This window comes from Nocardia sp. N2S4-5, from assembly GCF_044628355.1.
Taxonomy (GTDB): domain Bacteria; phylum Actinomycetota; class Actinomycetes; order Mycobacteriales; family Mycobacteriaceae; genus Nocardia; species Nocardia wallacei_B.
This window is the reverse complement of record NZ_JBIUPM010000001.1, coordinates 2,935,296-2,961,265: the sequence shown is the minus strand read 5'-3', so window position 1 is coordinate 2,961,265 and position 25,970 is coordinate 2,935,296. Positions and strand designations below refer to the sequence as shown.

Genomic DNA, 25,970 nt, shown 5'->3' with positions numbered 1-25,970 from the left:
GTTCAGCCCATGCGGGCCACGATGGCGCGGGGAAGCCGGGGCAGTACGAGATTCAGTGCGCGCCAAGGCCATTGCGGGACGCAGGCGCGTACGGCCTCGCGTTCGATGGCGGCGACCATCGCGGCGACACCCTGGTCCAGCGGCACCGCGAGCTTGTTGTCACCGGCTCGTGCGACCATCTCGGTGGCGATGAAGCCGGGCTGCACGGTCGTCACGGCGATCGGACTGCCGCGGAATTCGGTCGTCAGCGCGTCGCCGAGGGCCGACAGGCCCGCCTTGCTCGCCGAGTAGGCGGCCTTCTTGCCGGGGAATCCGCGCACCGCGCTCATCGAGGAGATGAGCACCAGATGTCCCGACTCCTGCGCCCGGAAGATCTGCAACGCGGCTTCGGCCTGAGCCAGCGCGCCGACGAGATTGGTGGCCACGGTCGCGATATTGGCGTCCGCGCGGCCGGTGCCGACGGGCGCGCCCTTGCCCAGACCGGCATTGACGATCACCCGATCCAGCCCGCCCAGTTCGTCGCGCAGTTCGGCGAACACCGTGGGCACGGCTGCGTGATCGTTGACGTCGAGCCCGCGCACCGCGACGGTGATGCCGGGGTGCGCGGCCGACAATTCGGTGCGCAACTGCTCGAGATTGTCGACTCGGCGCGCGCAGAGTGCGAGATCTCGCCCTCGTCGTGCGAATTCGCGAGCCATGCCCGCGCCGAGTCCCGAACTCGCGCCCGTGATGAGAATCTTGCGCCTGGTCATGCGCCAACCCTATGGGATCACCGCACGGCAGGCCCGCGGTCACATGAGATCGTCGAATTCCCCTGCGCCGCAGCCGCGAATCCAGGCGGCGAGTTCGGCGCGGGTGAAGACGAGGGCTCCGTCCTCAGGGTGGTTGCTGTTGCGCACGGCCACCGTGGTGTCGGGTAGTGCGGCGCATTCGACACAGTTGCCGTCCGGTCCACTGAAACTCGACTTGCGCCAGCTGCTGGCCGGGAGCCCGGCGATAAGGGCGGCGTCCGATCTGGTCATGACTTCCTCCAAGACATGGGTTTCGATGGGTTCGGCGACATTGCCATGCGGCGGAGGCCGGAAATCAGGTTGTGGCGGCCTCGATCCCCCGTGCCCGGCTGCGCCCTGGGATGGGTAACCATTGGCAGCCGCGCTAATCCCGTCACTACGGTACTTTCCATGTTGCGATTGCTGTAGTGCATTCGCCGGATTCGCAGATTCGCTACGGGGCAGGTAGGGGTGTATTCAGGGGTATTTGCCGGAGTTCAACCCCGTCATTCGGGCATTATCGAGCCGCCGACGCCCGGGTTCGCGTCATCGTAGCTGCGTAGATGCTGCTCACAGGCCATCTTGTGGGCTGTGCGCGACCGTCTTGCGAACGCGGATGTACATGCAGCTGTGGTTGCAGCTGATCGTGCACGCCGATGCCGTGAATTCGCTGGATTCGCAAGATAATTCGCTTGTCGCGATACAAAAAGGGTGCGATCGATTTCGGAAAACGATGCGAATTCGTTTCGTCAGGACACGCGATGAGCGCCCGCGGAAGGCACCGCGACAAAGGTGCGCGGTTCGGCGAACCCGTCGCCGCGGAATCGCTGTTCGATGGCTCCGGCGGTCTGCTCGGTGCGGTCGGCCGCTGTCAGGGCGATGATGCTGCCGCCGAAACCACCGCCGACCATCCGCGCTCCGTAGGCTCCCGCCGCCCGCGCTGACTCGGCCGCGGCGTCCAACTGGGGTGTGGAGATCTCGAAGTCGTCGCGCAGCGAGGCGTGCCCGGCGTCGAGGATGGGCCCGATCGCGCGCGGATCGCCCCCGCCGCGAAGCGCCTCGACCACCGCCAGGACCCGGGCGTTCTCGGAGACGATGTGGCGGGCCCGGCGGCGCAGCACCGGATCGGTGAGCCGGTCGACCTCGCCGATCTCCGCGACGTCACGCAGGCTGCGCACGCCGAGCGCCGTGGCGGCCTGCTCGCATTCGGTCCGGCGCTGCCCGTAACCGCCGTCGGCGAGCTGGTGCGGCGTGTTCGTGTCGACCACCAGCAACGCGAGCCCGGCGGCGGCCAGGTCGAACGGGACCTGTGCGTGCTCGCCCTTGCCGAAGTCGAGGAACAGTGCGTGCCCGGCGGTGCACAGCACCGACGCGGACTGATCCAGCGTGCCGGTGGCCGCGCCGACGTAGGAATTCTCCGCGGCCCGGCCGATATCGATGAGATCGGCGTCGGTCATCGCAAGCGCGAACAGGTCGCGCAGCGCGATCGCCACCGAGCACTCCACCGCCGCCGAGGACGACAGTCCGGCGCCGACGGGGACCGCGCCGTCCAGTGCCAATTCCACGCCCGGGATGGCGTGCCCGCGCCGGACGTACTCGTGCACCACGCCGAGCGGGTAGCGGACCCACCCGTCCACCCGCGACCGTTCGAGTTCCGCGATCGGCTCGTCCACCGTGTCGCCGGGATGCTGGCGCGAGGACACCCGGACCCGGCCGTCGCCGGTGGCGCGGGCCGCGCAGGTGACCGTCTGCGGCAGTGCGATCGGCAGGGCGTAGCCGTCGTTGTAGTCGGTGTGCTCGCCGATGATGTTGACCCGGCCCGGCGCGGCCCAGACCCCTTGCCGCACCGGCGTTTCGACCGCGCTCATCGCACCTCCCGCAGTTCGGCCGCCACCGTCTCCGGCGTGGTGTCGCTGATGAACACGCTCATGCCGGACTCCGAACCGGCCAGGTATTTCAATTTCCCGGCCGCCCGGCGGATCGAGAAGAGTTGCAGGTGCAACCACCAATCATCGCGTGGCACATCGGATTTCGGAGTCGGCGCCTGATTCCACGCGGCGATGTAGGGCATGGGGGTGTCGAAGCGGTGGGCGAAGCGGCGCAGCACGTCCAGATACAGCGTCGCGAAACCGTCGCGCTGTGCGTCGTCGAGGTCGGGCAGGTCGGCGACGCGCCGATGTGGGTACAACTGCACCTCGTACGGCCAGCGCGCGAACGGCGGGACGAAGGCGGTCCACTCCTCGTTGGCGGCCACCACCCGGACTTCGGCCGCCCGCTCCGCGGCGAGCAGATCGCCGAACAGGTTGGCGTCGTGGGACTTCCGGTATCGCGCCACGTTCTCGGCGATCTTGGCCACGCGCGGGGTGACGAACGGATAGGCGTAGATCTGCCCGTGCGGGTGCGACAGCGTCACCCCGATCTCCTCGCCGTGGTTCTCGAAGCAGAACACCTGGCCGATGCCGCCGAGTTCGCCGAGTTCGGCGCTGCGGTGCGCCCACACGTCCAGCACCAGCCGGGCCCGCTCCGGGTCCAGCTCCGCGAACGAGGAATCGTGAATGCTGGTGAAGCACACCACTTCACAACGGCCGAAGCCGTCGCGCAGGGGCGTCAGCGGCGAACCGGCCACGCTGCCGGGAAGTTCCGCGTGCTCGGTCGACAGCGAAGGGAAACGATTCTCGAAAACCGCTACCTGGTAGTCGGATTCGGGGATCTCGGTGGCTCGATGCGGAGTCGACGGGCACAGCGGGCACAGATCGGCCGGCGGCAGGAAGGTGCGGGTCTGCCGGTGCGAGGCGATCACCACCCACTCGCCCAGCAGCGGATCGAAGCGGCGCTGGGAATGGGTGTGGGTCTGCGGCAGGTCGCGGGTGTCGGTCGCGGTGCGCGGTACCCCCGGGTCGGCGTCGAAGTACAGGATCTCCCTGCCGTCGGCCAGCTTGCGACGGGTGGTGATCACCGCGGCACCGGGGCCGGGGCGGATGTGCGGTCGGGTGGCGGCGATGCCATGACAACCTCCGAGGGGGTGCTCGACAGACTCAGCCGGACACTACACCGGACAATTGTGAGCGCTCACATCGGGTGTGGCGGACACCGCGGCACCGCGAGTCGCGGTGCCGCGATGGGTCAGAATTCGCTGCCGAACAGGCCGCCCGGACCGTACGAACCGGTGGGCGGCGGTGCGGGCACCATTACCCAGGGACCGCAGTTGGTGGTCTGGAAGGCGACGTCGCCCGGCTTGATCAGCACCCGGACCGGGTTGGTCCGGGTCAGGTCGCTGGCGATGATGAACTGGTTCGGATCGGGGTCGGCCGCATCCGGCACCTTGCGCAAGCGCTGCCAGTAGCAGGCGTGCACCGGATCGGTCGTTCCGGGCGCCTGATAGATGCCGGGCTGGATGTCGACACCCACCCGGTACAGCCCGTCACCGGGGACGTTCGTCGCCGGGTCGGCGGCGGCGGTTCCGGATCCGAGCACGGTCACCGCGGAGGCCACGGCTCCCGCGATCACAAACGTGCGTCCACGCACGGCGTTCCTCCTCGACTTCATGTGCGGGCTACCGATCGGTCCGGACAACCCGCGGAAGTTCCCCGTGACTTCCGGGGGTCCGGTCTATCAGAGTTCGCGAGACCGATTGGCCGAAATGATGAAATTTGGTGGCGCGCCACAGTCGTCGGGCGGATTCCCGAAAATTGATGTGCGCGCAGCGATGCCTTCCGCGCGCTTCTCGCGATATCCAAGCATGAGTGGTCTCCGGTCTGTTTCCCCCGACAGTGACATCGCCTGCGGTCCGCGGTGCGCACGACTGTGTACCCGGGCCGGGCTGGCCGCAGTGCTCGCCTCCGACCAGGGGTTATTGCATTGGCGGGCGATGCGGAGGCTGGGTGATACCGGTCTGGCCGAGCACGCGGTGCAGGACACGCTGCTGCGGGCGTGGCGCGGCTGCGCGACCTACAACCCCGACAAGAGCAGCGTGCGCACCTGGCTGCTGTCGATCGAGCGCAACGTGCTCACCGACCTCGCGCGGATGCGCGCCGTGCGGCCGGCGGAGGCGAGCTGGGACGACTTCGCCGAGGCCGCCGACCGGCGCGGTGCCCGCCCGGACTTCGCCGACACGCTGGCAGACGGGCTGCTCGTTTCCGAACTGCTGGCCCGGCTGCCCGATCCTCAGCGACACGCCGTGGTGCAGGTGATTCTGCACGATCGTGCTTACCGAGATGTTGCTGAGGACCTCGGCGTGCCGGTCGGGACGGTCAAGACGCGGGTGCATTACGCACTAAGATCACTGCGTCAGCTCCCTCGCAGCGCCTGATTGCAGCAGTAACGGTTCGGTAACTGTGCTTGCGTGGTGAGACCGGTGTTGCCAGAGTGAACCACTGGGTTTGGTGTTACTAGTGGGAAGGGAGGGGCGCCCCGCTACTGGGTGCGCCGTCCGCACATGAAGCCAAGCATCGTCAAGGCCGGTCTCTGCCTCGCCGTCACGGCCGCGGCCCTCGTTCCATCCGCCGGGATGCTTCCGGCAGTCGCAGTCGCCGCCCCCACCGATCCGGACATGTCGACGAAGCTCGCCGGCAAAACGGTGTTCCTCGACCCGGGTCACCAGGGCTCCGACCACAATCAGGACATCAGCCGCCCGGTCGGCGACGGCCGCGGCGGCACCAAGGAATGCCAGACGACCGGCATGACCACGGTGAACGGCGTGCCCGAGCACACCATCACCTGGAACGTGTCGCAGCTGGTGAAGCAGTCGCTGGAGGCGATGGGCGCCAAGGTCGTGCTCAGCCGCGCCGACGACAGCGGCTGGGGCAGGTGCATCGATGAGCGCGCCGCCGCGGCGAACGACTCCGGCGCGGACGTCGCGATCAGCATCCACGCCGACGGCGCGCCCGCCTCCGAACGCGGCTTCCACCTGATCGTGCCGCAACTGCCGATCCCGGACCCCACGGCTCACCAGGTGCAGTCGGGCGCCGGGCTGGCCGCGACCAAGGTCGTGCGCGACGCCTACCTGCAAGCCGGTTTCCCCACCGCGACCTACGGCGGCGCGGTCGACGGTCTGCAAACCCGCGCCGACATCGCCGGGCCCGCGCTGACCAGGGTCCCGGACGTCTTCCTGGAAATGGGCAACGGCGCCAACCCGGAGGACGCCGCCCAACTGGAGTCCCGCGAAGGACAACTCCAGCACGCCGTCGCCATCGCCACCGGCCTGACCGGCTACCTGCTCGGCTTCGGCGGCCCGCCGCTGCCGTCCGGTTCCGCCGAGGGCCGCGCGTCGGCGAATACCCCACCGGGCCAGGAGAATTCGCTACCGAACAGCGCCCCCGCCGACGCATTGCAGGGCAATGCGCCCGGCCGTTCATCGACGACCGCGCCTGCCAATGAAACGCCGGGTACCAGCCAGACCGCACCCGGCTCCGCCGGAACGGCCGGGAACGGGGCGGCGCAATCCGCGCCCAACGGACTCGCACCGACGGATCAAACCGCGCCAGGCGCGCCCGCACCGGGAACGGAGCAATCGCCCTCCGCAGCCACGCCCCCGGGCGCATCCGCACAAACCCCGCCGGGCGCTGCGGCCCAGCCCGCACCGGGAGCAGATCAACCTGCGCCGGGCGTCGGGGCTACGGGTACGTCGGTGCCAGGCGTGAATCAGTCCGCGCCGGGTATCGGGGCTGAGGGTGCGGCTGCGCGGTCGGTGCCGGGTGCGGGTCAATCTGCGCCGGGTGTCGCGGCTGAGGGTGCGGCCGGGCCTTCTACTCAGGGAACGGGGCAGGTTGCGCCGGGTGCGTCTGCGCAGGCTGGGCCTGAGGCGGGAAAGGGGGCGCCTGGGGTGCCCGCGCAGGGAAGTGGTGGGGCGGCATCTGGGGCTGGGCTTCCGAATGCGTACGCGCAGAACGTGCCTGGTAGCTACACCCCGGGGACGCCGGACGCGCCGGGTCCGGGTTCGCCCAATGCGTACACCACGCCGAACGCGCGTACCTCGCCCGACGCCTACGCTCCCGGAGCACCGGGCACGGCTACGCCCGGGAACTCCGGAAAAGCACCGCAAGCTTCTCCGGGCACCGCGCAGGGATCCGACCCGTCCACCGCCGTGCAGCCGGGCGCAACTCCGGACTCTGCCGCCAGCTCACTGGTCACGACCGCCATGCAGCTCCTCCTTCCCTTGGCGAAGTCGCTGGGTATGGATGACGCCGCGGTCAACTCCGAGCTGATCAACCTGGCGTATACCCTGGCCGCCACCCTGCTTGGACCGGGCAGCTCGGAAAGTCAGGGCACCGGAACCACTCCGGGAACGCAGAGCGCTCCGGGCGCCCACAGTGGCCCTGCCGCTCGGTAACCGTCTCACCAGACCCGCGCGCCTCGCCGATCCGGCGGGGCGCGCGGCGTATTCGTGCGCAGACGGCGGTTCCCCGGTTACCGCCGAACCTGCGTGACGCCGCGTCGCCACGCGTGGCGCGGCACCGCGATCATCGGCAGATCGGCCCGGTCGTGCCGTGACGGCAAGCGCTCGCCGGGCGCGGCTAACATTGCCGGGGTGCGTGCGGAGGATGAGCTGGGGTTGGCGGATCGGCGCATTCCGGTGCTGGTCGTGGCCGGATACCTGGGGGCCGGGAAGACCACGCTGCTCAATCATTTGCTGCGGCAGCGGGAGGCGCGGATCGGTGTGGTGGTCAACGACTTCGGGGCCGTCAATATCGATGCCATGCTGGTGGCGGGGCAGGTCGATGCCATGGTGTCGCTCGGCAATGGGTGTGTGTGCTGCGCGGTCGATGTCACCGAACTCGACGGGCTGTTCGCGCGGCTGGCAGAGCCGCGCAATCGCATCGATGTGATCGTGGTGGAGGCCAGCGGTCTGGCCGAGCCGCGCAATCTGATTCGCATGGTGGTCGGCAGCGACAATCCGCGCATCCGCTACGGCGGTCTGGTCGAAGTGGTCGACGCCGAGCATTTCGGCGACAGCCGGGACCGCCACCCCGAACTGGCGACGCACCTGCGGCTGGCCGACCTCGTGGTGCTGAACAAGGCCGATCGAGTACCCGGCGAGCGTCTGGCCCGGCTGCGGCGGGACATCACCGGGTTGGTGGGCACGGTGCCGGTGTACGCCACCACCCGTGGCCGCATCGACCCGCGGTTGCTGTTCGACCCGCCGCGTTCGGGGGCGGCACCGGTGGCCGAACAGCTCAGCTTCGATGAGCTACTGGCCGAAGACCATGACCACGAAGCCCCCGGTCACCACCATCTGCACGACGACTACGACAGCGTATCCTTCACCACCGCAAACGATCTTGATCCGCGCCGCTTGGTCGGCTTTCTCGAAGACCCGCCACCGGGCCTGTTCCGGGCCAAGGGCTGCACCGCGTTCGGGGTCCGGGGCGAACGCCGTAAGTTCGTGCTGCACGTCGTGGGCCGGCACGTGGTATTCGAACCCGCCACCTGGGAACGCGGCGAGAACCGCGAAACCCGTTTGGTACTCATAGGTTCCGGCATGGACACCGATGCCGCCACCGCCCGCCTGCGCGACACGGTCCACGCCGCCCCGGAACCACTCGACGACCAGGCCATGCTCCCGGTCTGGCGTTACGTCCCCCGCGACCTCGACGCCGTGGAACCGAGCGATCCCGAAGATGTCTGGACCACAGCCGATTTCGGTCTGGCGGACGATCCCGAATAGCCGTCCGCGCGCCGATCACATCGCCCCGGTGAACACATCCCACGCGATCCCCGCGTCCGGAGCGTCCTCGCGCTGCACCGTCGCCTGGATGAGCCCGTAGGGTCGGTCGTCGGCGTGGAACACCTCATTGGCGTTCTCGATGCCGAATTGCCCCAGGTCGTAGGAGAAGTGGTGCCTGTTCGGCGCCGACAGCCGGATCTCGGCCAGGCACGGATAGGCCCGCAGCGCCGCATCGCCCATGTCGAACAGCGTCTGCTGCAGTGCCTTCGACTGGAGCAGCGCGAACCGCTCGATGAGCACGGCCTTGATCCCGGCATAGGTGGCGTCCCACTCCGCCGGTGTCGCGGCGAATCGCCACCGCGCCACCAGGTTGGTAGCCATCATCCGGTCGCGCGTCGGCTCCAGCACCGTGAACTCGTCGGTGTAGAAGCCCGCGAATTCCGACCCCGTCGACTTGAGCAGCACGAGGTCCTTGATACCGCCGATCACCCACTCACGTCGCCGGGAACCCTTGCCCTGCACCGTGATCGCCGCCGTGCGCACCTCGGGCCCGCGCCGCGTCCAGGCGTGGTCGTGCGGCCCGCCGCCGGCGTGCGCGCGTTCCCAGGCGTACTCCTCGATCTCGAGGCGCGCCGACTCGACGGGCGCGATGTCGTCGACGAAATGCCGCGCCAGCGCCAGGCCGTAGTCCTCGATACTGCCCGCCCCATGGGTTTTCGCGTACGCGTAGATGGTCTGCTTCTGAGAGTCGGTGGGCAGCACCGTGCCCTGATCGCCCGCGATGTGCGCGGGCTCGAACGCGCCGCGCAGGCACGAGGACACGTTCAGGTCGCGGATCTCGTGCCGGGCGGTGTCGCGGCAGATGCGCACCACGCGGTTTTCGGCCTTGCCGTACTGATTGGGGCCGAGGACTATCCTGCCGGTCAGATCGGTCATGGTCACTCCTGTGTCGTGCGGGCCACCCGGTCGGCGATCGTCTGCCTCACAGTGCACCATCGCAGCCGTCCCCGCGCCGCGCCGACGGGCCGCTACATCGCGCGGATCTCCGGAAGCAGCGTGGCGAGGTCGGCCAGCCGCTTCTCGTCCCACGGACCCGGCGGAGCGAGCTGGACGTGATCGATGCCGAGCCCGGCCAAGTCCCGCATGTGGTCGAGGAACGTCCGGTGGTCGGCGAAGTCGTAATGCGAGGCGATGGTCTTTTCGATGTCGTCGTAGTCGCGACCGGCCGCGGCGCAGTGGCCGCGCAGCACGTCGAGCTTGTGAGAGACGTTGTCCGCGTAGCCCGTTCCCGGAAGGTCGAACAGATTGCAGGCGTCGGCGTACCGGGCGACCAATCGCAGGGTCTTCCGCTCCCCGCTGCCCGCGACCAGGATCGGCGGATGCGGTCGCTGCACGGAGTTCGGCGAGTTCAGAGGCCGCGGCAGGTCGTAATGCCTGCCGTGGAACGGGGTTTCGTCGCCCTGCCACATCCGGTGCGCGAGTTGCAGCACCTCCTCGAGCCGCTCGAAGCGCTCGGCCAGCGGCGGGAAGGGAATGCCCAGGCCCTCGCCCTCGAACACGGTCCGCGGCCCCATCGGTTCGGGATCGAAGGGCGCGCCCGCGCCGACGCCGAAATACGTGCGGCCGCCACTGAGCACATCCAGCGCGGTCATCGACTTGATCAGGACCCCGGGATGCCGGTACGCCACCGAGGTGACCAGGGTGCCGAGCTTGTCGAACCCGGCTTCGTCGGCCTGCTGCGCGAGGTCGGCCACGGTGGCGCCGAGGCCGTCGACGGGGATGTCCCAGGAGAAATCGGCAAGGGAGATACCGAGTTTCATCGCACTCCTAACTCGTTAGCTGAGCAACGATAATACCGTTGTCCGGCTAACGAAATCAATGCCTTTACGCTGAACGAATCATGACCGACCACACCGCCGCCGAGTTCCAGACCGCGTTCTGGTCGGCCAAGCATGCCCTCATGGTGGCCTCGGGCGCCGCCTACGCCGACCACGGCGTCTACGAGGGGCAGCAGTTCATCCTGCGTTGCTTGTGGGCGGAGGACGGGCTGACGCCGGGCGAGGTGGCCAAGCGACTGGAATTGTCCACGCCGACCGTCACCCGCGCCACCACGCGCATGGAGGCGGCGGGCCTGCTCCGGCGCGCGGCGCACGAGTCCGACCGCCGTCTCGTCCGGCTGCACCTGACCGAGCGCGGACGACGGCTCGAGCACACCATCGAGGCCGAGAGCGAGCGCGTCATAGAACGCGCCCTGACCGGACTGGACGGTGACCAACGCGCCACTCTGATCCGCGCGTTGCAGACGATCCAGCGCAACCTGACGCGAGCGGAGTAGTCAGGAGTCGGAGCGCATCGCCTCGGTGAGCGCCTCCTCGAACTCGTCCAGGGACACGCCCGCTCCGGCCAGTTCGCGGATCGCGAGGCAGTCGCGGTTGCGCAGCAGCGCCAGTTGCAGATGTTCGACGCCGATGTAGTCGTGGCCGAAGCGCCGGGCGAGATCACCTGCCGCGCCGACGATCCGGTTGCGGCTGGCCGCGGGCTCGTAGGCGTCCGACCGCATCGCCGTCCGCAAAGTCTCGGCGATCTCGCGCGCCTCTCCGCCGAGACGGCCGAGCACATGGACCGGTACGGCGTCCGGATTGTCGAGAATGGCCAGCTGAAGATGCTCCGGACCGATGTAATCGTGGCCGCGTTCGCGCGCGACGGCCTGTGCGTAACCGAACACCCAGTTCGTCCGCGGGGTGAGGGTCAGGGTTGCGTCCGGCTGCGTCATCCGTTGATCATTGCGGTGAGCGCGGATTCCGGACAAGCACTTTCACATTCAGCCGCAGGCGTCGACCCACTCGGACATGCCGTCGGCGAACAGCTGGCGCTTCCAGATGGGCACCTCGTGTTTGATCCGATCCACCAATTCGGCGCAGGTGGCGAAGGCCTCGGCGCGGTGCGGGGCCGCCACCGCGACGGCGATGGCGAGATCCCCGATGGTGAGCGATCCGACCCGGTGGACGGCCGCGACCGGCAGGCCGGCCGTGGCGGCGACATCGGCGCAGACCCGGCGCAGGAAGGTCTCGGCCTGCGGATGCGCGGAGTATTCCAGCGCCGAAACCGCTTGGCCGCCATCGTGGTTGCGCACCATGCCGGTGAATACCACGACCGCGCCGTGTTCGGGGCCGGTGACCGCTCGCTCCACCTCGGCCGGGTCCAGCGGCCGGTCGCTGATCGCGGTGAGCCGAACATGGTCAGTCATGACTGCCTCCTCCGGCCACCTGGGCCAACAGATGATCCAGCAGTGGTTCCAGTACGCCGATGCCGTCGCGCACGCCGCCGGGGGAGCCGGGCAGGTTGACGATCACCGACCGCCCCGCGAGCCCGGCGACGCCACGACTCAGCGCGGCCAGCGGGAAGGTCGCGGTGCCCGCCAGCCGAATCGCCTCCGCGACGCCGGGCAGTTGGCGGTCCAGCACGGCCAGCGTCGCTTCGGGAGTCGCGTCGGTGGGGGAGGCACCGGTGCCGCCGGTCGTGATCACCAGTCCTGGCCGGCCGGACAGCGCGTCCGCCAGCCCGGCGGCAATGTCGGCGTCCGCGTACACCAGCGGTCCGCGCACCGAAAACCCTTTGCTGTCAAGCCATTCCGTCAGCACCGGCCCGGTCTTGTCGACCCGAGTCCCGGCCGCCACCCCGGTCGAAGCCACCACGACCACCGCCGTCCGTGCGCCTTCGGGGGAGGTGGCAGCGTGTGTTACCACCTGATGGGGGTCGTGGTCACTGTGGGCCGGACGGTCCGCTCGTTCCCAATGTCCGCGCTTGCCACCGTCTTTCGTCAGCAGCCGCACGTCGGTAAGTGTTGCGGCTGGGTCTACCGCCTTCACCATGTCGTGGAGGGTCAGGCCGGCGACGGCGACGGCGGTGAGCGCCTCCATCTCTACTCCGGTGGGGCCCTTGGTTTTCGCGGTCGCCTCGATGGTGATCGCGTCGGCGGTGAAACCGAAGTGCACATGCACCGACGACAGCGCCAGCTGATGGCACAGCGGAATCAGTTCGGAGGTCTTCTTGGCGCCCGCGATACCGGCGATGCGCGCGGTGGCCAGCACGTCGGCCTTCGGCATATCGTCGGCCTGCACCAGCCGCACCACCTCGGCGGTGGTGCGCAGCTCGCCCGCCGCGACCGCGATGCGGGCGGTGTCGCGCTTGGCGCTCACGTCGACCATCCGCGCGCGTCCCTCGGAATCGACATGCGACAGCGCGGAATCGGACTGCTCGCTCATAGCTCCCAGACTTTCACGGTCGAGCCCGCCGCCAGCTCGGTGACCTCGGCGGGAATTTCGATCAGCACATCGGCCTGCGCCATCGACGCGATCAGATGCGATCCCGGCCCGGAGGTCGGCGCCACCCCGTCCGGCTCCAGCTTGCCGCGCAGGAACTGCCGTCTCCCGGCGGGGGAACGCACCGAATCACGCAGGAGGACATCATGTTTCGGTACCGGAGGCAGACCGGCCAGCTCACGCAACACGGCCCGGGCGAACACCTCGAACGACACCATGGTGCTCACCGGATTGCCCGGAAAACTCAGCACCGGCGACCCCTCCACCACCGAGAGTCCCTGCGGCCCACCGGGTTGCACCGCGACCGAGCCGAATTCCCCACCGAGACCGGCCAATACATCCTTGACGACCTCGAAATCGCCTTTGGACACCCCGCCCGAGGTGAACACCACATCCGCGGCCCGCGTCGCCTCGCCCAGCTTGCGGCGGAATTCCCCGGGATCGTCGCTGCTGTGCTCGACCGACACCACCTCGACGCCGTTGGCGGCCAGCGCCGCACCCAGCGCGATGCCGTTGGAATTGTAGATCTGCCCGGGCCGCAACGGTTCTCCCGCGGGTATCAGTTCGTCGCCGGTGGTCAGTACCGCGGCGGTGACCGGCCGGAACACCGGCAGCGTCGTCAGCCCGACCGCCGCCAGTGCCGCGATGTGCCGCGGCGCCAGCAACGTTCCGGCGGGCACCAGCAGATCCCCGGCGCGCACGTCGGTGCCGGCCTCGCGCACGAAATCGCCTGTGTTGCGGCCACGTTCGATCGTCACCGAGCCGTCGCCGGCGCGGGTGTCCTCCACCGGCACCACGCAATCCGCGCCGGGCGGGATCGGGGCGCCGGTCATCACCTTCATCGCCGCGCCCGAGGGGAGCGGCGCCTGACCCGGTTGACCGGCCGCGACGACCCCGGCCAGCGGCAGCGTCACGGGCGTGACCGCCACCGACTCGGCGCGGACCGCGTAGCCGTCCATCCCGGAATTGCGGAACACCGGCAGGTCCACGGGCGCTCGCACATCCTCGGCGAGCCGCCGACCGAGCGCCTCGGCCGTGCCGGCGTCCTCGACGTCGCGGGCCGCGAGCGGGCGCAGCAACTGCTCCACGCGGTCGCGATGCTCCTCGACCGACCGGACGGAGGTGGTGGCGGGCCGGGCGGTCACGCGGCCACCCTGGTGCTGAATCGCTCGGTCACAGCCGCCAGCCTAGTCGGGACGGGTTCGGCCGCCGGTTCGTACGTTCCTCCGAACGATCTTCGGCACCCACCGCGCCGGGTTCCGCGATCGTCCAGCGCGGACCTGGGAAGACCGGGTTCGGAAAGCTCACCGCGGGCAACCGTGCGGGCGTGAGACGGATATGGCAGCCATAATGGACGAGTGACCGTCGTTCTCATGGGGATTCCCGCCGTGCGGGGCGGGCGTCCCGCACTGGAGGGACGGCCCGACACCGCGCTCCTGGTGGACAAATTCGGCCGGGTGGCCCGCGACCTGCGCGTGTCCATCACCGAGAAGTGCTCGCTGCGCTGCACCTACTGCATGCCGGAGGAGGGCCTGCCCGCGATCCCGGCCGACGAGTTGCTGTCGGCGGAGGAGATCGTGCGGCTGGTCGCGCTGTCGGTGCGCGAACTCGGGGTGCGGGAGGTCCGCTTCACCGGCGGCGAGCCGCTGATGCGCCGCGATCTCGAACGGATCATCGCGGGCTGCCACGCGGCCGTCCCCGACGTCCCGCTGGCCATGACCACCAATGGCGTCGGCCTCGAACATCGCGCCGGCGCGCTCGCGCGGGCCGGGCTGCACCGCGTCAACGTCTCGCTGGACACCGTCGACCGCACCGGCTTCACCCGCCTGACCCGCCGCGACCGGCTCACGTCGGTCCTCGCCGGAATTCGCGCCGCCCAGCGCGAGGGCCTGGCCCCGGTCAAGGTGAACGCGGTGCTGATGCGCGAAACTCTTTCCGGCGCAGCCGATCTGCTGCAATGGTGCCTGGACGAAGGTTGCGAGCTGCGGTTCATCGAGGAGATGCCGCTGGACGCCGACCACGAATGGGCGCGGGTCAACATGATCACCGCCGCCGAACTGCTCGACGTGCTCGGCACCCGGTTCACCCTGACCGAGGCGGGTCGTCCCGATCCCGCCGCCCCCGCCGAGAACTGGCTGGTGAACGGCGGCCCCGCCCGGGTCGGCATCATCGCCTCGGTGACCCGCACCTTCTGCTCCGACTGCGATCGCACCCGGCTCACCGCCGACGGCCGGATTCGCTCCTGCCTGTTCAGCGACCAGGAATACGATGTGCGTGCGCTGCTGCGCGCGGGCGCCGGCGACGACGAGATCGCCGACCTGTGGCGCGGCGCGATGTGGAACAAATGGGCCGGGCACGGCATCGACGCCGAAGGCTTCGTGCCGCCGGAACGAACGATGGGAGCCATCGGTGGTTGAGGTCCGCTATTTCGCCGCGATCGCCGACGCGGTCGGCAAGAGCAGCGAGCACCTCGACCTCCCCCCGACGCCACCATCGCCGACCTACGCCAAACCCTCACCACCACCTACGGCCCCACCCTCGACCCCATGCTGAAAGTCTGCGCCTACCTCATAGGCGACGAACTCACCCGAGACGCCACCACCCCCCTCACCCCCCGCGTCGACGTTCTCCCTCCCTTCGCGGGCGGCTGACCGGTCCAGCGCGGATTTCCCCGGTCGCCACGACGCCGCGAATTAGGCAGAGTGGGTCGGTATTCATCGCGGGACAGGTCTACAGACGCCCGCCTCGAATCTCCCAGCCGGTTGCGAACCATATCTATTTTGGCTTGACCACCGTCTATCTGATCAACAGCATCTAGGGCCAGTCAACGCGCGTCGGCAAGATCCGGGTCAACTCGGCGCAGTGCAGACGCCAGCCATTCGGTACCCCGGTGCTGTGGTGGCATATCCGCCAATCCGGCCGTCGCTTCCTCCACGGCCTGCGCGTGCTCACCAAGCAGTGACAGCACGCCGCCGCGTTGGATCGCGCCGAACGGAGCGGTCCACCAGTACATCGCGTTCGGTGCTTGTTCCCCGCTTGCGGCCTCCGCAGCATCGTCAGCAGCCGCCAGCGCGCTCAGGGCGTCTCGTCTCTCACCGCGTGCTGCGAGTAGCTCGGCACGGCGCATACGGGCGTAAGCGATCAAGACGGGATGCGCCCCCGGAACGCTGAGAGCGGCATCGGACAGATCGAGCACTTCCGCGTAATCGCCGGTAGCTCCCCACGTCACATAACCCGTGAATCCCAAGCTGTGTACGAGCCGGTCCGGGTCGCGTGCTTCCGTCGCGAGTTCCACGGCCGTGTCCATGCTCCGCCGCGCTGCTGTGTCAGCACCTACCGCGTGTTCCAGCCATGCCCGGTACTGCGTCACCTCGGACGCCAGCGTTGCCGCTTCCCGCTGGACTGTGCGCGCTTCGTGCACGAACTGCTCCGCCATTGCGGACATACCACGCACCGCCGGGAGCACCGCTAGAGCGCCCGTAGCGTCTTCAACGCGCCGGATGCTCGTAAGCATCGAGTCCACCTCCGCCAGGGCCTGAACATCCACGCTGGACGGTGTACGCGTGGCCACCGTGAGCCGCCCCAAATCCGTTGTGCCCAAGACACGTTCATACGCCGCAGCAACACCAGCGGGCAGCGGTCTCTGCCCCTTCTCGATCTGGCTCAGATACGACCTGCTGTAGAAGGTCCGTTCAGCCATCACACGCAGCGAAATCCCCGCCGCCTCACGGGCGGCCCGCAGGAGTGAGCCGGTGTTCACAAACTCCAGCCTAGCGAGCGTGCGGACACCTGTGGACACGGAAACCCTTCGCATTCACCGCGGATGCGACGAATCTCGAAGACACGACATAGAGGGGCTGCAGCCGACAAGCCGACTCCGCCCGGTTCCCCCTCTATGTCGCCTCAAACGCAGACAACACGGGGACGGGGCAAAAATGCAATTTCGACCGACCGCATTGGGATGGGTAGATCCCGAGGTGTCCGATGCGCTGATGTGGGACCGCGCTCAGGTGCAGCGCTTGGCGCGGCATCTCGGATACCTGGTCGTCTGGCCCGAGCCGTCGTTCATCCCACTTTCCGACCAGGTGCGTGCCGCTGACGTGGGCGTGGTGATCACGCCGTCACCGCAGCACCTGAGCCCGCTCGAGGTGAATGGGATTCTGTACGTCGCGGAGATCGAAACTATCTCTCCGCGAATGAGTTTCGCTCGCTGGACGCCGATCCGTGAAGGGGTGTTCGCATGACAAACGACCCCGCGGCGTCCAGGCGGGAACTGTCCGCGCTCTGGTGGACACACGACGCACCGGTGGGTCCACTCACACCTGATCGCGCCCACACGATCATGCAGATGCATGTGGAGTGCCGCGTGGACGACTGCCCCCGCAAGCGTGCCGCGTTTCAGACGTTGGTCGAAGCCGGACGGATCAAACCGGACTCAGGCCGCACCCGATAGGCTCCGCACACCGGTACAGCCGACGCGAGGGGAAACAATGAGCGCGGCCCGTCGTGAAAGATCAGTCCCGCCACCAGGTATCGAGGGGCGTGGCGGGAACCGTGCGCTTGTGGCGGGTGCCGAGGAAGATCGACGCGATGCGGGCGGCCGCCTCCGGAGCGACGTCCTCGCCCTCGAGATAGTCGTCGATCTGGGCGTACGTCAGGCCCAGGGCGACCTCGTCGGGCAGCGCGGGCCGGTCGTCTTCCAGATCGGCGGTGGGAACCTTCTCCCAGGCGCTCGGCGGCGCGCCCAACTCCTGCAGCAGGGCCGCGCCTTGGCGCTTGGTCAGACCGGTCAGCGGGGTGACGTCCACGCCGCCGTCGCCGTATTTGGTGAAGAAGCCGGTGACCGCCTCGGCGGCATGATCGGTGCCGACGACCAGCAAGTTCAACTGTCCGGCGATCGAATACTGGATCACCATGCGTTCGCGGGCCTTGATGTTGCCGCGCACGAAGTCCCGCAGCTGTGGCTCGTCGCCGAGCAACTCCCGCAACCCCGTGGCTGCCTCCGCCGCCACGGCATCGGCGCTCGGCTTGACGTTCACCGAGATCGAGCGGTCCGGCCGGATGAACCGCAGCGCGATCTGCGCGTCGTCCTCGTCGGCCTGCACGCCGTAGGGCAGCCGCACCGCCACGAAGGTGGCCTCCCGCCCCTCCGCCCGCAGCTCCTCGGCGGCCAGCTGACACAGCCGACCGGTCAGCGTCGAATCCTGTCCGCCGCTGATGCCGAGCACGAAACCCGTTGCGGGCGTGGACTTCAGATAGTCCTTGAGGAAATCGATGCGGCGGCGCACCTCCACCTTCGGTTCGATGACCGGCCGCACACCCAGTTCGGCGACGATACGTTCACGCAGGTTCCCCATGCCGCTCACTCTACTGGCGCGCCCGGGACGACCGCGCGGACCAGCCGCTCCCAGTGGTCGCCGATCTGGTCCAGGGAGTAGCCGAGTACCCCGGTCTGGTGCAGGACGAGTCCGGCGTCCAGCGCGGCCAGCAGCGTGTCGGCCAGCAACGAGATGTCCGCGTCCGTTCCGGCCTGCCGAAGCAGCAGCGACACATGGGTTTTCATGACGTTGTAGGGCGGGGTGGAGTACCGGCCCGGGTCGTCGGCGGCGCGGCGCATCTCGCCCTCGACCTCGAGCCCGGCCAGCCGCGCGCGCCCGAAGGCCACCAGCCGCTCCACCGCGGGTGCTCCGGGGCCCAGCGGCGGCGGCCCGAACATGTACGCGGCCTGGAGTTTCCGTTCGGACTGGTCGAGCAGGGCCAGCATCAGTCCGGCTCGGTTGCCGAAGCGCCGGAACACCGTCCCCTTGCCGACGCCCGCACGCCGGGCGACGGCGTCCATGGTGACCCCGTCGGCGCCGTGCTCGTGCACCAACTGCTCGGCGGCGTCGAGCAGTAACTGCCGGTTGCGGGCGGCGTCGCTGCGTTCGGGATGTTCCTCCGCGACCGGCAGTGTGTCCGGCGGGACCGGCACGGCGACCGCCTCGATGGGCAGGGCGGCCGGACCGGCGCCGGGCGGCGATCCGGGTGCGGCGGCAGGCTCTCGTGTGTCGTAGTTCACAGCGGGGACCTCGGGCTCGGGGAATGAAAGCGGACTGCGGTCCGGTTGTCGTGCAGTGAAAGCGTAACCCGCCGCAATACCGCACAAGGAGTGATCATGTCTCAGACCCGCCTACTCGCGCTGGTCGGTAGCCTGCGTGCCGCATCGTTCAACCGGCAGCTGGCCGAGGCCGCCGCGCACACCGCGTCGGAAGGTGTCGAGGTCTCCATCTTCGAGGGTCTCGGAGGCATTCCTTTCTACAACGAGGACATCGACGTGCCCGGCCGGGTGCCCGCCGCCGCGGCCGCGTTGCGTGAGGCGGTGGCCGCCGCCGACGGGTTGCTGTTCTTCGTTCCCGAATACAACGGGACCATTCCGGCCGCGCTGAAGAACGCCATCGACTGGGCCTCCCGGCCGTACGGCGACGGCTCGATCAAGAGCAAGCCTGCCGCGGTCGTCAGCGCCTCGATCAGCTCCAATGCCGCCAAATGGTCGCACGGTGACACCGTCAAGGCGCTGACCGTGGCCGGTGCGGCGGTGGTGGAGAGCGCCCATCTGCACTTCGGCACCATCGGTGAGCGGTTCGGTGAGGCGCACCCGCGCGACGACGCCGAGGCCCTGACCCAGCTGGCGGCCGCCGTCGGCGATCTGGTCGGTGCCGTCCGGGCGCGCGTCGACGCCTGAGTCCGCGACCGTTCCGTGCCGCCGTATAGAATGTGAAAATCATTTTCGTTTGGGAGGTGGCATGAAGGTCCGCAAGTCGCTGCGTTCGCTGAAGGACAAGCCGGGTGCGCAGGTGGTGCGCCGGCGCGGCAAGACGTACGTGATCAACAAGAAGGAACCACGGTTCAAGGCCCGTCAGGGCTGACCGCGACACGCCGGGAAAGGGCCGCTTCGTCCTGCGGGACGGGGCGGCCCTTTCGCTGTCCCGGCGCCTGCCGGGCGGGTCGCGGGAGGTGGATGAGACAGCTGTGACTGGTGGGGGAGATGGGTTTGCTGGGAGAGAGCTGTGACACGAAATCGTGATCTGCGCCACTGTCGTGTCGGGTTGCGAATCGACTGTGCAGGTACTTGCGTCGAGGGAATTCCACCTTTGTGACTCGCAAGATGTCGTGTTGTAGGAATCTGTCGGCCACTAGGTGTAGTGTCTACGGCACTGGAGGACGACGCGAGCTCGAGTGTCGGGGTGGTACCCGCGACCTGGGTTTCCGGGCCCGCTTCCAGGGGTTTGCGCAGTAACCACGTGGATCTTTGTGAGTCGTGCACTGCAAACGGATTCAAGGCAAGGAGAGAGGGACACTCATGACCATCACCGTGTACACCAAGCCCGCTTGTGTCCAGTGCAATGCCACCTACCGCGCTCTCGACAAGGCGGGTATCGACTACGCCGTCGTCGACATTTCCGAGAACCCCGAGGCTCGCGACTACGTGATGGCGCTGGGCTACCTGCAGGCTCCGGTCGTCGTGGCCGGCGAGGAGCACTGGTCGGGCTTCCGTCCCGACCGCATCAAGTCGCTGCTGACCCAGGCGGCCTGATTCCGGGAGTCGCCGTGTCCGACCTGGTCTACTTCTCGAGCGCGTCGGAGAACACGCACCGTTTCGTCGAGCGGCTGGGTCTCCCGGCCGTTCGCATTCCGCTCCACACCGCCGAATCGCTTCGCGTCGACGAGCCCTACGTGCTGATCTGCCCCACCTACGGGGGCGGTCGGCACGTCCTGGGCGGCAACCGATCCGACAAGGAATTCGTGCCCCGTCAGGTGGCCAAGTTCCTCAACGATCCGCACAATCGTGCGTTGTTGCGCGGCGTCATCGCGGCCGGCAACACGAACTTCGGCGATACGTATTGCTATGCGGGAGAGGTGATCTCGCGCAAGGCCGGGGTGCCGTACCTGTATCGCTTCGAACTCATGGGAACCGCCGAGGACGTCGAACGCGTCCGAGAGGGATTGGGATTGTTTTGGCAACGACAACAGCACCGGCCGGAAAGACGGCCCGCCTAGAGCGCCCGGTGACGAGCGATCCGTCGACCGAGGGCTTGGACTACCACGCCCTCAACGCGATGCTGAATCTCTACGGCCCCAACGGCGAGATTCAGTTCGACAAGGACCGCGAGGCCGCCAACCAGTACTTTCTGCAGCACGTCAATCAGAACACGGTCTTCTTCCACAACCTCGACGAGAAGCTCGACTATCTCGTCGAGGAGAACTACTACGAGGCCGAGGTGCTCGAGCAGTACAGCCGGGCCTTCGTGAAGAAGCTGTTCCAGCAGGCGTACGCCAAGAAGTTCCGGTTTCCCACCTTCCTCGGCGCGTTCAAGTACTACACCTCGTACACACTGAAGACCTTCGACGGCAAGCGCTACCTGGAACGCTTCGAGGACCGGGTGTGCATGGTCGCCCTGACCCTCGCCGCCGGCGACGAAATCCTGGCGTCGGAACTGGTCGAGGAAATCATCGACGGCCGCTTCCAACCCGCCACCCCCACCTTCCTCAACTCGGGCAAGAAGCAGCGCGGCGAGCCGGTGAGCTGTTTTCTCCTTCGCATCGAGGACAACATGGAGTCCATCGGGCGCTCCATCAATTCCGCGTTGCAGCTGTCCAAGCGTGGCGGCGGAGTCGCGTTGCTGCTCAGTAACATTCGTGAGCACGGTGCGCCGATCAAGAAGATCGAGAACCAGTCGTCGGGCGTCATTCCGATCATGAAGCTGCTGGAGGATTCGTTCTCCTACGCCAACCAGCTCGGGGCGCGGCAGGGTGCGGGTGCGGTGTATCTGCATGCGCACCACCCGGATATCTACCGCTTCCTCGACACCAAGCGCGAGAACGCGGACGAGAAGATCCGGATCAAGACGCTGTCGCTGGGTGTGGTGATTCCCGACATCACCTTCGAGCTGGCGAAGAAGAACGAGGACATGTATTTGTTCTCGCCCTACGATGTCGAGCGCATCTACGGCGTGCCGTTCGCCGACATCGACGTCACCGAGAAGTACCACGAGATGGTCGACGACAAGCGCATCCGCAAGTCGAAGATCAACGCCCGCGAGTTCTTCCAGACCATCGCCGAGCTGCAGTTCGAGTCGGGCTACCCGTACATCATGTACGAGGACACGGTGAACCGGGCCAACCCGATCGCCGGCAAGATCACCCACTCCAACCTGTGCTCGGAGATCCTGCAGGTCTCCACGCCGTCGGTGTTCAACGACGACCTGTCCTACGCCGTTGTGGGCAAGGACATCTCGTGCAACCTCGGTTCGCTCAACATCGCCAAGTCGATGGACTCGCCGGACTTCGGCAAGACGGTGGAGACGGCGATCCGCGCGCTGACCGCGGTCTCGGACCAGACCCACATCCACTCGGTGCCCTCGATCGAGCAGGGCAACAACCAATCCCACGCCATCGGCCTGGGCCAGATGAACCTGCACGGGTACCTGGCGCGCGAGCGGGTGCATTACGGGTCCGACGAGGGCGTCGACTTCACCAACATCTACTTCTACACGGTCGCCTATCACGCGATTCGGGCGTCGAACAAGCTGGCCATCGAGCGCGGGCAGTCCTTCGGCGGCTTCGCGGAGTCGAAGTACGCCAGCGGCGAGTACTTCGACAAGTACACCGAGCGGGCGTGGGAACCGGAGACCGAGCGCGTGCGGCAGATCTTCGCCGACGCCGGTGTGCACATCCCGACCCAGGACGACTGGCGCGAACTGAAGTCCTCGGTGATGGCCCACGGCCTCTACAACCAGAACCTGCAGGCCGTGCCCCCCACGGGCTCGATCTCCTACATCAACCACTCCACCAGCTCGATTCACCCGGTGGCGTCGAAGATCGAGATCCGCAAGGAAGGCAAGATCGGCCGCGTCTACTACCCGGCGCCCTATCTCGACAACGACAACCTCGACTACTTCGAGGACGCCTACGAGATCGGCTACGAGAAGATCATCGACACCTACGCCGCCGCCACCCAGCACGTGGACCAGGGCCTGTCGCTGACCTTGTTCTTCAAGGACACCGCCACTACCCGCGATGTCAACCGCGCCCAGATCTACGCCTGGCGCAAGGGCATCAAGACTCTCTACTACATCCGCATCCGCCAGATGGCTTTGGAGGGCACCGAAGTCGAGGGATGTGTCAGCTGCATGCTGTAGAGCTATACGCATGACCTTGCCTGCACTCCCCGAGGAGTCCTTCCAGCGCGTGCTCTGTGTCGTCGCGCACCCCGACGACATGGAGTACGGCACATCCGCGGCGGTCGCTCGCTGGACCGACCGCGGCATCGAGGTCGGTTATCTGCTGCTCACTCGCGGCGAGGCCGGTATGCCGAACCCGCCCGAGGAGACGGCGCGCCTGCGCGTCGCCGAGCAGCAGGCTGCCTGCGCCGCCGTCGGGGTCGAGCACCTGACCATCCTCGAACATCCGGACGGGGTGCTCGTCTACGGCTTGGACCTGCGCCGGGACATCTGCCGGGAGATCCGCCGGTTCAAGCCCGACGTCGTACTCGGCACGAGCTACGACGTCGAGACGCCCTACGGTTTCGATCAGGCCGACCACCGCGCGGCCGGGCTCGCGACACTCGACGCGCTGCGCGACGCGGGCAATCGATGGGTCTTCCCGGAGCAGATCGACGACGAGAACCTCGAACCGCACTCCGTGCGCTGGTACATCGTCCCGGGGCTGGGCGGCTCGGTGACCCACGGCGTCGATATCACGGGAGAACCGTTGCGCCGCGGCGTCGCCTCGCTCGAGGCGCACGCCGCCTACCTGGCCGCGCTCCCGGACCACCCGGCCCCCGCCGACTTCATCCCGCAGTTCACCGCGATGAGCGGCAAGGCCATGGGTGTCGCGAACGCCGTCCTGTTCCGCGCCCACGACCTGCAAGCACCGCCGGAATTCGCTACCGAGGACACGCAGGACCCCTCGCAGTGACGGCAATGCCGCCGACGCGCAGCGGTCATCTGCCGCTCAACGGTCTGAGCATCTACTACGAGATGTACGGCGGCGAGTCGAAAACGCCTCCGCTGCTGCTGATTCCCGGCGGGTTCATGTCCACCGACTCGATGAGGTCCTGGGTGTCCGCCTTCGCGGGCACGCGCACCGTGATCGTCTTCGATCAGCAAGGGCACGGTCGCACCCCGGATACCTCGCGGGAGATGTCCTACGAGCAGTTCGCCGACGACGCCGCGGCGTTGCTGCGCGCGTTGCGGGTCGAGCGCGCGGCTGTGCTGGGCTACTCCCAAGGCGGCGGGGTCGCGCTGCAACTCGCGCTCCGCCACCCGGGCCTCGTCGACAAGTTGGTCTCGCTGTCGGCCACCTACCGCGCCGACGGCTGGTACCCGTCGGTGCTGGAGGGCATCAGGGGACTCAGCGCCGCGGCCTTTGCCGGTACGTCCGTCGCGAGGGCATTCGAGGAACACACGCCGGACGCCGCGGCGTTCGATGCCTACCTCGAGAAGATGAAGGTCCTGAGCATCGAGGACCAGAACATCAGCGACGCGCAGATGCGTTCGATCGCCGCGAAGACCATGGTCATCGCCGGGGATGCGGATGCGCTACGGCTCGAGCATGCGTTGGCGATGTTCACGCTGCGCGGTGGTGGCGACGAGGAAGCGGCAGCGGCCGGAGCGCTACAGCGAATTCCCGTCGCGCGCTTGGCAATTCTGCCGGCGACCTCGCATATCGGCATCTTCGGCGAGTCGGCGGTACTGGCGCCGATGGTGAACGCGTTCCTCGATGATGTGGTCCCGGCGCCGCCGGATCTTTTCCAGGATTCATCTGGTTTACGTGGTCGGTGACTCGCGAAATGACCTGCGCTCGGCCGCACCGATGATTTCTGTGCGGCTCGGCCGTCGATACCACTGGATACACCGGCAGCGGTGGACCCGCGCCGGAACCGTGCCGGCGTGGGCGGAAGCACATGGAGGCACGCAGTGAGTGGTATCAGGGTGTTGGTAGCGGGAGCGAGTATCGCGGGGCCCGCGCTGGCCCACTGGCTGCACCGGCGCGGGGCCGAGGTGACCGTGGTGGAGCGGGCTTCCGGGCTGCGTCCCGGCGGGCAGGCGGTGGACGCGCGCGGGGTGGCCAAGGATGTCATCGGCCGGATGGGGCTGGACGCGGCGGTGCGCGCGGCCTGTACCGACACCGCCGGCGCGCACACCGTGGACGCGGCCGGGAACGTGCTGGAGACCTACAGCGCGGACGACCACGACGGCGACGGGTACATCTCGGAGATCGAGATCCTGCGCGGGGACCTGTCGCAGGTGCTCTACGACGACACCCGCGACGGTGTCGAGTACCTCTTCGGCGACCGCATCGCCGAACTCACCCAGGACGCGGACGGGGTCGACGTGACCTTCGAGGGCGGCGACCGGCGGCGCTTCGATCTGGTGATCGGGGCGGACGGCCTGCACTCGTCGCTGCGGGCGATGGTCTTCGGGCCGCATGAGCAGTTCGTCCGCCATCTCGGACTCGTGCTGGCCTTCTACAGCGTGCCCAACGAGTTCGGGCTGGACCGCTGGATGATCGACTTCCAGGAGTCCGGGCGCTCGGCCGGTCTGCGGCCGGTCCCGGACGCCACCCGCGCGATGGCCATGTTCTCCTTTCCCGCAGTCGATTTCGATGTCGACTACCGCGACATTGATGGCCAGAAGCGACTGCTGCGCGAGCGGATGTCCGGGTTCGGCTGGCGGACCGAGGACATCCTCGCGCACCTGGACGACACCCCGGACTTCTACCTCGACCAGGTCGCCCAGGTGGTGATGGACCGCTGGTCGAACGGACGGGTGGGACTGCTCGGGGACGCGGCGTTCAGCGCGTCGCCGATGTCCGGAGCGGGCACCGGCTTGGCCCTGATCGGCGCCTACGTGCTGGCCGGCGAGCTGGCCGCCGCCGGATGGGACCCGGCGGCCGGTTTCGCCGCCTACGAGGCGCGAATGCGCCCGGTCGTCGAGGCCAACCAGGAAATCGGCCGACTCCACGTGCACAGCCGCGAGGCCGCGGAGCCGGACGCCGAGCCGAACGTCGATTTCGAGAGCGAATGGTTCACCGACCTGATCGACCGCGCGATCAACGGCGTCGAGTTGCCCGACTACGCGGGGTTGCCGGACATCGGTTCCCCGGCCGACCCGCCGATCACAGCATCGGCCAAATCGTAGGTCTCACATAACGTTTCGGGACGGACACCTCTCG

The 25,970-nt window shown here is 68.0% G+C and carries 28 protein-coding genes; 14 read left to right on the top strand and 14 right to left on the bottom strand.

Translation table 11 applies throughout. The annotated features are described in order from the left end of the window. Nucleotides 1-2: 2 nt before the first annotated feature. The 5 genes from ACFMRZ_RS13300 to ACFMRZ_RS13280 form a co-directional block, all read right to left on the bottom strand. Nucleotides 3-752 carry an SDR family oxidoreductase gene (locus tag ACFMRZ_RS13300; RefSeq protein WP_280274056.1) on the bottom strand — a complete coding sequence of 250 codons (750 nt, stop codon included), beginning with the start codon at nucleotides 750-752 and terminating at the stop codon, nucleotides 3-5. A 39-nt stretch (nucleotides 753-791) separates the two neighbouring features. Next, nucleotides 792-1,022: a DUF397 domain-containing protein gene (locus ACFMRZ_RS13295; protein ID WP_280274055.1), complete on the bottom strand. Its 231-nt coding sequence runs from the start codon at nucleotides 1,020-1,022 to the stop codon at nucleotides 792-794. Between the two features lie 497 nt (nucleotides 1,023-1,519). Beyond that, nucleotides 1,520-2,638: a galactokinase gene (gene galK, locus ACFMRZ_RS13290; protein WP_400179391.1), complete on the bottom strand. Its 1,119-nt coding sequence runs from the start codon at nucleotides 2,636-2,638 to the stop codon at nucleotides 1,520-1,522. Then, nucleotides 2,635-3,705 carry a galactose-1-phosphate uridylyltransferase gene (gene galT, locus ACFMRZ_RS13285; protein ID WP_400182851.1) on the bottom strand — a complete coding sequence of 357 codons (1,071 nt, stop codon included), beginning with the start codon at nucleotides 3,703-3,705 and terminating at the stop codon, nucleotides 2,635-2,637. Before galT ends, galK begins: the two co-directional genes overlap by 4 nt. A gap of 188 nt (nucleotides 3,706-3,893) precedes the next feature. Further along, on the bottom strand, nucleotides 3,894-4,295 hold the full coding sequence (locus tag ACFMRZ_RS13280; protein ID WP_280275749.1) for a hypothetical protein: 402 nt from the start codon (nucleotides 4,293-4,295) through the stop codon (nucleotides 3,894-3,896). A gap of 304 nt (nucleotides 4,296-4,599) precedes the next feature. Here ACFMRZ_RS13280 and ACFMRZ_RS13275 point away from each other — a divergent pair, with 304 nt between their 5' ends. From ACFMRZ_RS13275 to ACFMRZ_RS13265, 3 genes are all read left to right on the top strand, one after another. Further along, nucleotides 4,600-5,079 carry a sigma-70 family RNA polymerase sigma factor gene (locus ACFMRZ_RS13275; protein WP_400179390.1) on the top strand — a complete coding sequence of 160 codons (480 nt, stop codon included), beginning with the start codon at nucleotides 4,600-4,602 and terminating at the stop codon, nucleotides 5,077-5,079. Nucleotides 5,080-5,205: 126 nt separating this feature from the next. After that, nucleotides 5,206-7,098 carry an N-acetylmuramoyl-L-alanine amidase gene (locus tag ACFMRZ_RS13270; RefSeq protein ID WP_400179389.1) on the top strand — a complete coding sequence of 631 codons (1,893 nt, stop codon included), beginning with the start codon at nucleotides 5,206-5,208 and terminating at the stop codon, nucleotides 7,096-7,098. A 189-nt stretch (nucleotides 7,099-7,287) separates the two neighbouring features. Beyond that, nucleotides 7,288-8,433, top strand: a complete 1,146-nt coding sequence (locus ACFMRZ_RS13265; protein WP_400182850.1) for a CobW family GTP-binding protein — start codon at nucleotides 7,288-7,290, stop codon at nucleotides 8,431-8,433. A gap of 15 nt (nucleotides 8,434-8,448) precedes the next feature. Here the strand turns inward: ACFMRZ_RS13265 and pucL are convergent, their stop codons facing one another. Both pucL and ACFMRZ_RS13255 read right to left on the bottom strand, forming a co-directional pair. Then, nucleotides 8,449-9,369, bottom strand: coding sequence for a factor-independent urate hydroxylase (gene pucL / locus ACFMRZ_RS13260; protein ID WP_400179388.1), 921 nt, complete (start codon nucleotides 9,367-9,369; stop codon nucleotides 8,449-8,451). Between the two features lie 92 nt (nucleotides 9,370-9,461). Then, nucleotides 9,462-10,253 (bottom strand): LLM class flavin-dependent oxidoreductase, encoded by a 792-nt coding sequence (locus tag ACFMRZ_RS13255; protein ID WP_400179387.1) that lies wholly within the window; start codon nucleotides 10,251-10,253, stop codon nucleotides 9,462-9,464. An 80-nt stretch (nucleotides 10,254-10,333) separates the two neighbouring features. On the opposite strand from ACFMRZ_RS13255, the gene ACFMRZ_RS13250 reads away from it, so the two are divergent. Further along, nucleotides 10,334-10,768: a MarR family winged helix-turn-helix transcriptional regulator gene (locus ACFMRZ_RS13250; protein ID WP_400179386.1), complete on the top strand. Its 435-nt coding sequence runs from the start codon at nucleotides 10,334-10,336 to the stop codon at nucleotides 10,766-10,768. Here the strand turns inward: ACFMRZ_RS13250 and ACFMRZ_RS13245 are convergent, their stop codons facing one another. Genes ACFMRZ_RS13245 through glp form a run of 4 tightly spaced genes read right to left on the bottom strand, consistent with a single transcriptional unit; the run spans nucleotide 10,769 to nucleotide 13,900 of the window. Beyond that, nucleotides 10,769-11,206 (bottom strand): Clp protease N-terminal domain-containing protein, encoded by a 438-nt coding sequence (locus ACFMRZ_RS13245; RefSeq protein WP_280274185.1) that lies wholly within the window; start codon nucleotides 11,204-11,206, stop codon nucleotides 10,769-10,771. A gap of 48 nt (nucleotides 11,207-11,254) precedes the next feature. Further along, a complete protein-coding gene (locus ACFMRZ_RS13240; RefSeq protein ID WP_400179385.1) occupies nucleotides 11,255-11,680 on the bottom strand; it encodes a molybdenum cofactor biosynthesis protein MoaE in 426 nt (141 codons plus the stop codon). Continuing rightward, nucleotides 11,673-12,698 carry a bifunctional molybdenum cofactor biosynthesis protein MoaC/MoaB gene (moaCB, locus tag ACFMRZ_RS13235; RefSeq protein ID WP_400179384.1) on the bottom strand — a complete coding sequence of 342 codons (1,026 nt, stop codon included), beginning with the start codon at nucleotides 12,696-12,698 and terminating at the stop codon, nucleotides 11,673-11,675. The genes ACFMRZ_RS13240 and moaCB overlap by 8 nt, the downstream gene beginning before the upstream one ends. Then, a complete protein-coding gene (gene glp / locus ACFMRZ_RS13230) occupies nucleotides 12,695-13,900 on the bottom strand; it encodes a gephyrin-like molybdotransferase Glp (protein ID WP_400179383.1) in 1,206 nt (401 codons plus the stop codon). The genes moaCB and glp overlap by 4 nt, the downstream gene beginning before the upstream one ends. Nucleotides 13,901-14,113: 213 nt before the next feature. Here glp and moaA point away from each other — a divergent pair, with 213 nt between their 5' ends. Further along, a complete protein-coding gene (gene moaA / locus ACFMRZ_RS13225) occupies nucleotides 14,114-15,172 on the top strand; it encodes a GTP 3',8-cyclase MoaA (protein ID WP_400179382.1) in 1,059 nt (352 codons plus the stop codon). Nucleotides 15,173-15,579: 407 nt separating this feature from the next. On the opposite strand, the gene ACFMRZ_RS13220 is transcribed toward moaA, so the two are convergent. Then, entirely contained in the window at nucleotides 15,580-16,515 is a 936-nt protein-coding gene (locus ACFMRZ_RS13220; RefSeq protein ID WP_400179381.1) for a helix-turn-helix domain-containing protein, read from the bottom strand. A 175-nt stretch (nucleotides 16,516-16,690) separates the two neighbouring features. Between ACFMRZ_RS13220 and ACFMRZ_RS13215 the strand changes: the two genes are divergently transcribed. Beyond that, nucleotides 16,691-16,999, top strand: a complete 309-nt coding sequence (locus ACFMRZ_RS13215; protein WP_400179380.1) for a hypothetical protein — start codon at nucleotides 16,691-16,693, stop codon at nucleotides 16,997-16,999. A 270-nt stretch (nucleotides 17,000-17,269) separates the two neighbouring features. Here the strand turns inward: ACFMRZ_RS13215 and nadE are convergent, their stop codons facing one another. After that, nucleotides 17,270-18,112: an ammonia-dependent NAD(+) synthetase gene (nadE, locus tag ACFMRZ_RS13210; protein WP_400179379.1), complete on the bottom strand. Its 843-nt coding sequence runs from the start codon at nucleotides 18,110-18,112 to the stop codon at nucleotides 17,270-17,272. A 5-nt stretch (nucleotides 18,113-18,117) separates the two neighbouring features. Further along, entirely contained in the window at nucleotides 18,118-18,813 is a 696-nt protein-coding gene (locus tag ACFMRZ_RS13205; protein WP_400179378.1) for a TetR/AcrR family transcriptional regulator, read from the bottom strand. 96 nt (nucleotides 18,814-18,909) lie between these two features. On the opposite strand from ACFMRZ_RS13205, the gene ACFMRZ_RS13200 reads away from it, so the two are divergent. The 8 genes from ACFMRZ_RS13200 to ACFMRZ_RS13165 all read left to right on the top strand — a co-directional run bounded on the left by ACFMRZ_RS13200 (nucleotide 18,910) and on the right by ACFMRZ_RS13165 (nucleotide 25,936). Continuing rightward, the gene (locus ACFMRZ_RS13200; protein ID WP_400179377.1) at nucleotides 18,910-19,476 is read left to right on the top strand and encodes an NAD(P)H-dependent oxidoreductase; all 567 of its coding nucleotides are present in this window, start codon (nucleotides 18,910-18,912) and stop codon (nucleotides 19,474-19,476) included. A 61-nt stretch (nucleotides 19,477-19,537) separates the two neighbouring features. Next, nucleotides 19,538-19,660, top strand: coding sequence for a type B 50S ribosomal protein L36 (gene ykgO, locus ACFMRZ_RS13195; protein ID WP_280274175.1), 123 nt, complete (start codon nucleotides 19,538-19,540; stop codon nucleotides 19,658-19,660). Nucleotides 19,661-20,094: 434 nt separating this feature from the next. Next, entirely contained in the window at nucleotides 20,095-20,328 is a 234-nt protein-coding gene (locus ACFMRZ_RS13190; RefSeq protein ID WP_400179376.1) for a redoxin NrdH, read from the top strand. A gap of 14 nt (nucleotides 20,329-20,342) precedes the next feature. Continuing rightward, complete coding sequence (nrdI, locus tag ACFMRZ_RS13185; protein ID WP_280274173.1) at nucleotides 20,343-20,792, top strand: class Ib ribonucleoside-diphosphate reductase assembly flavoprotein NrdI; 450 nt, start codon at nucleotides 20,343-20,345, stop codon at nucleotides 20,790-20,792. A gap of 59 nt (nucleotides 20,793-20,851) precedes the next feature. After that, a complete protein-coding gene (gene nrdE / locus ACFMRZ_RS13180; protein ID WP_280274192.1) occupies nucleotides 20,852-22,933 on the top strand; it encodes a class 1b ribonucleoside-diphosphate reductase subunit alpha in 2,082 nt (693 codons plus the stop codon). Nucleotides 22,934-22,943: 10 nt separating this feature from the next. Then, nucleotides 22,944-23,711: a PIG-L deacetylase family protein gene (locus ACFMRZ_RS13175; protein WP_400179375.1), complete on the top strand. Its 768-nt coding sequence runs from the start codon at nucleotides 22,944-22,946 to the stop codon at nucleotides 23,709-23,711. 5 nt (nucleotides 23,712-23,716) lie between these two features. After that, on the top strand, nucleotides 23,717-24,577 hold the full coding sequence (locus ACFMRZ_RS13170; protein ID WP_400182849.1) for an alpha/beta fold hydrolase: 861 nt from the start codon (nucleotides 23,717-23,719) through the stop codon (nucleotides 24,575-24,577). Nucleotides 24,578-24,712: 135 nt separating this feature from the next. Continuing rightward, nucleotides 24,713-25,936, top strand: a complete 1,224-nt coding sequence (locus tag ACFMRZ_RS13165) for an FAD-dependent monooxygenase (RefSeq protein ID WP_400179374.1) — start codon at nucleotides 24,713-24,715, stop codon at nucleotides 25,934-25,936. Nucleotides 25,937-25,970: the final 34 nt, after the last annotated feature.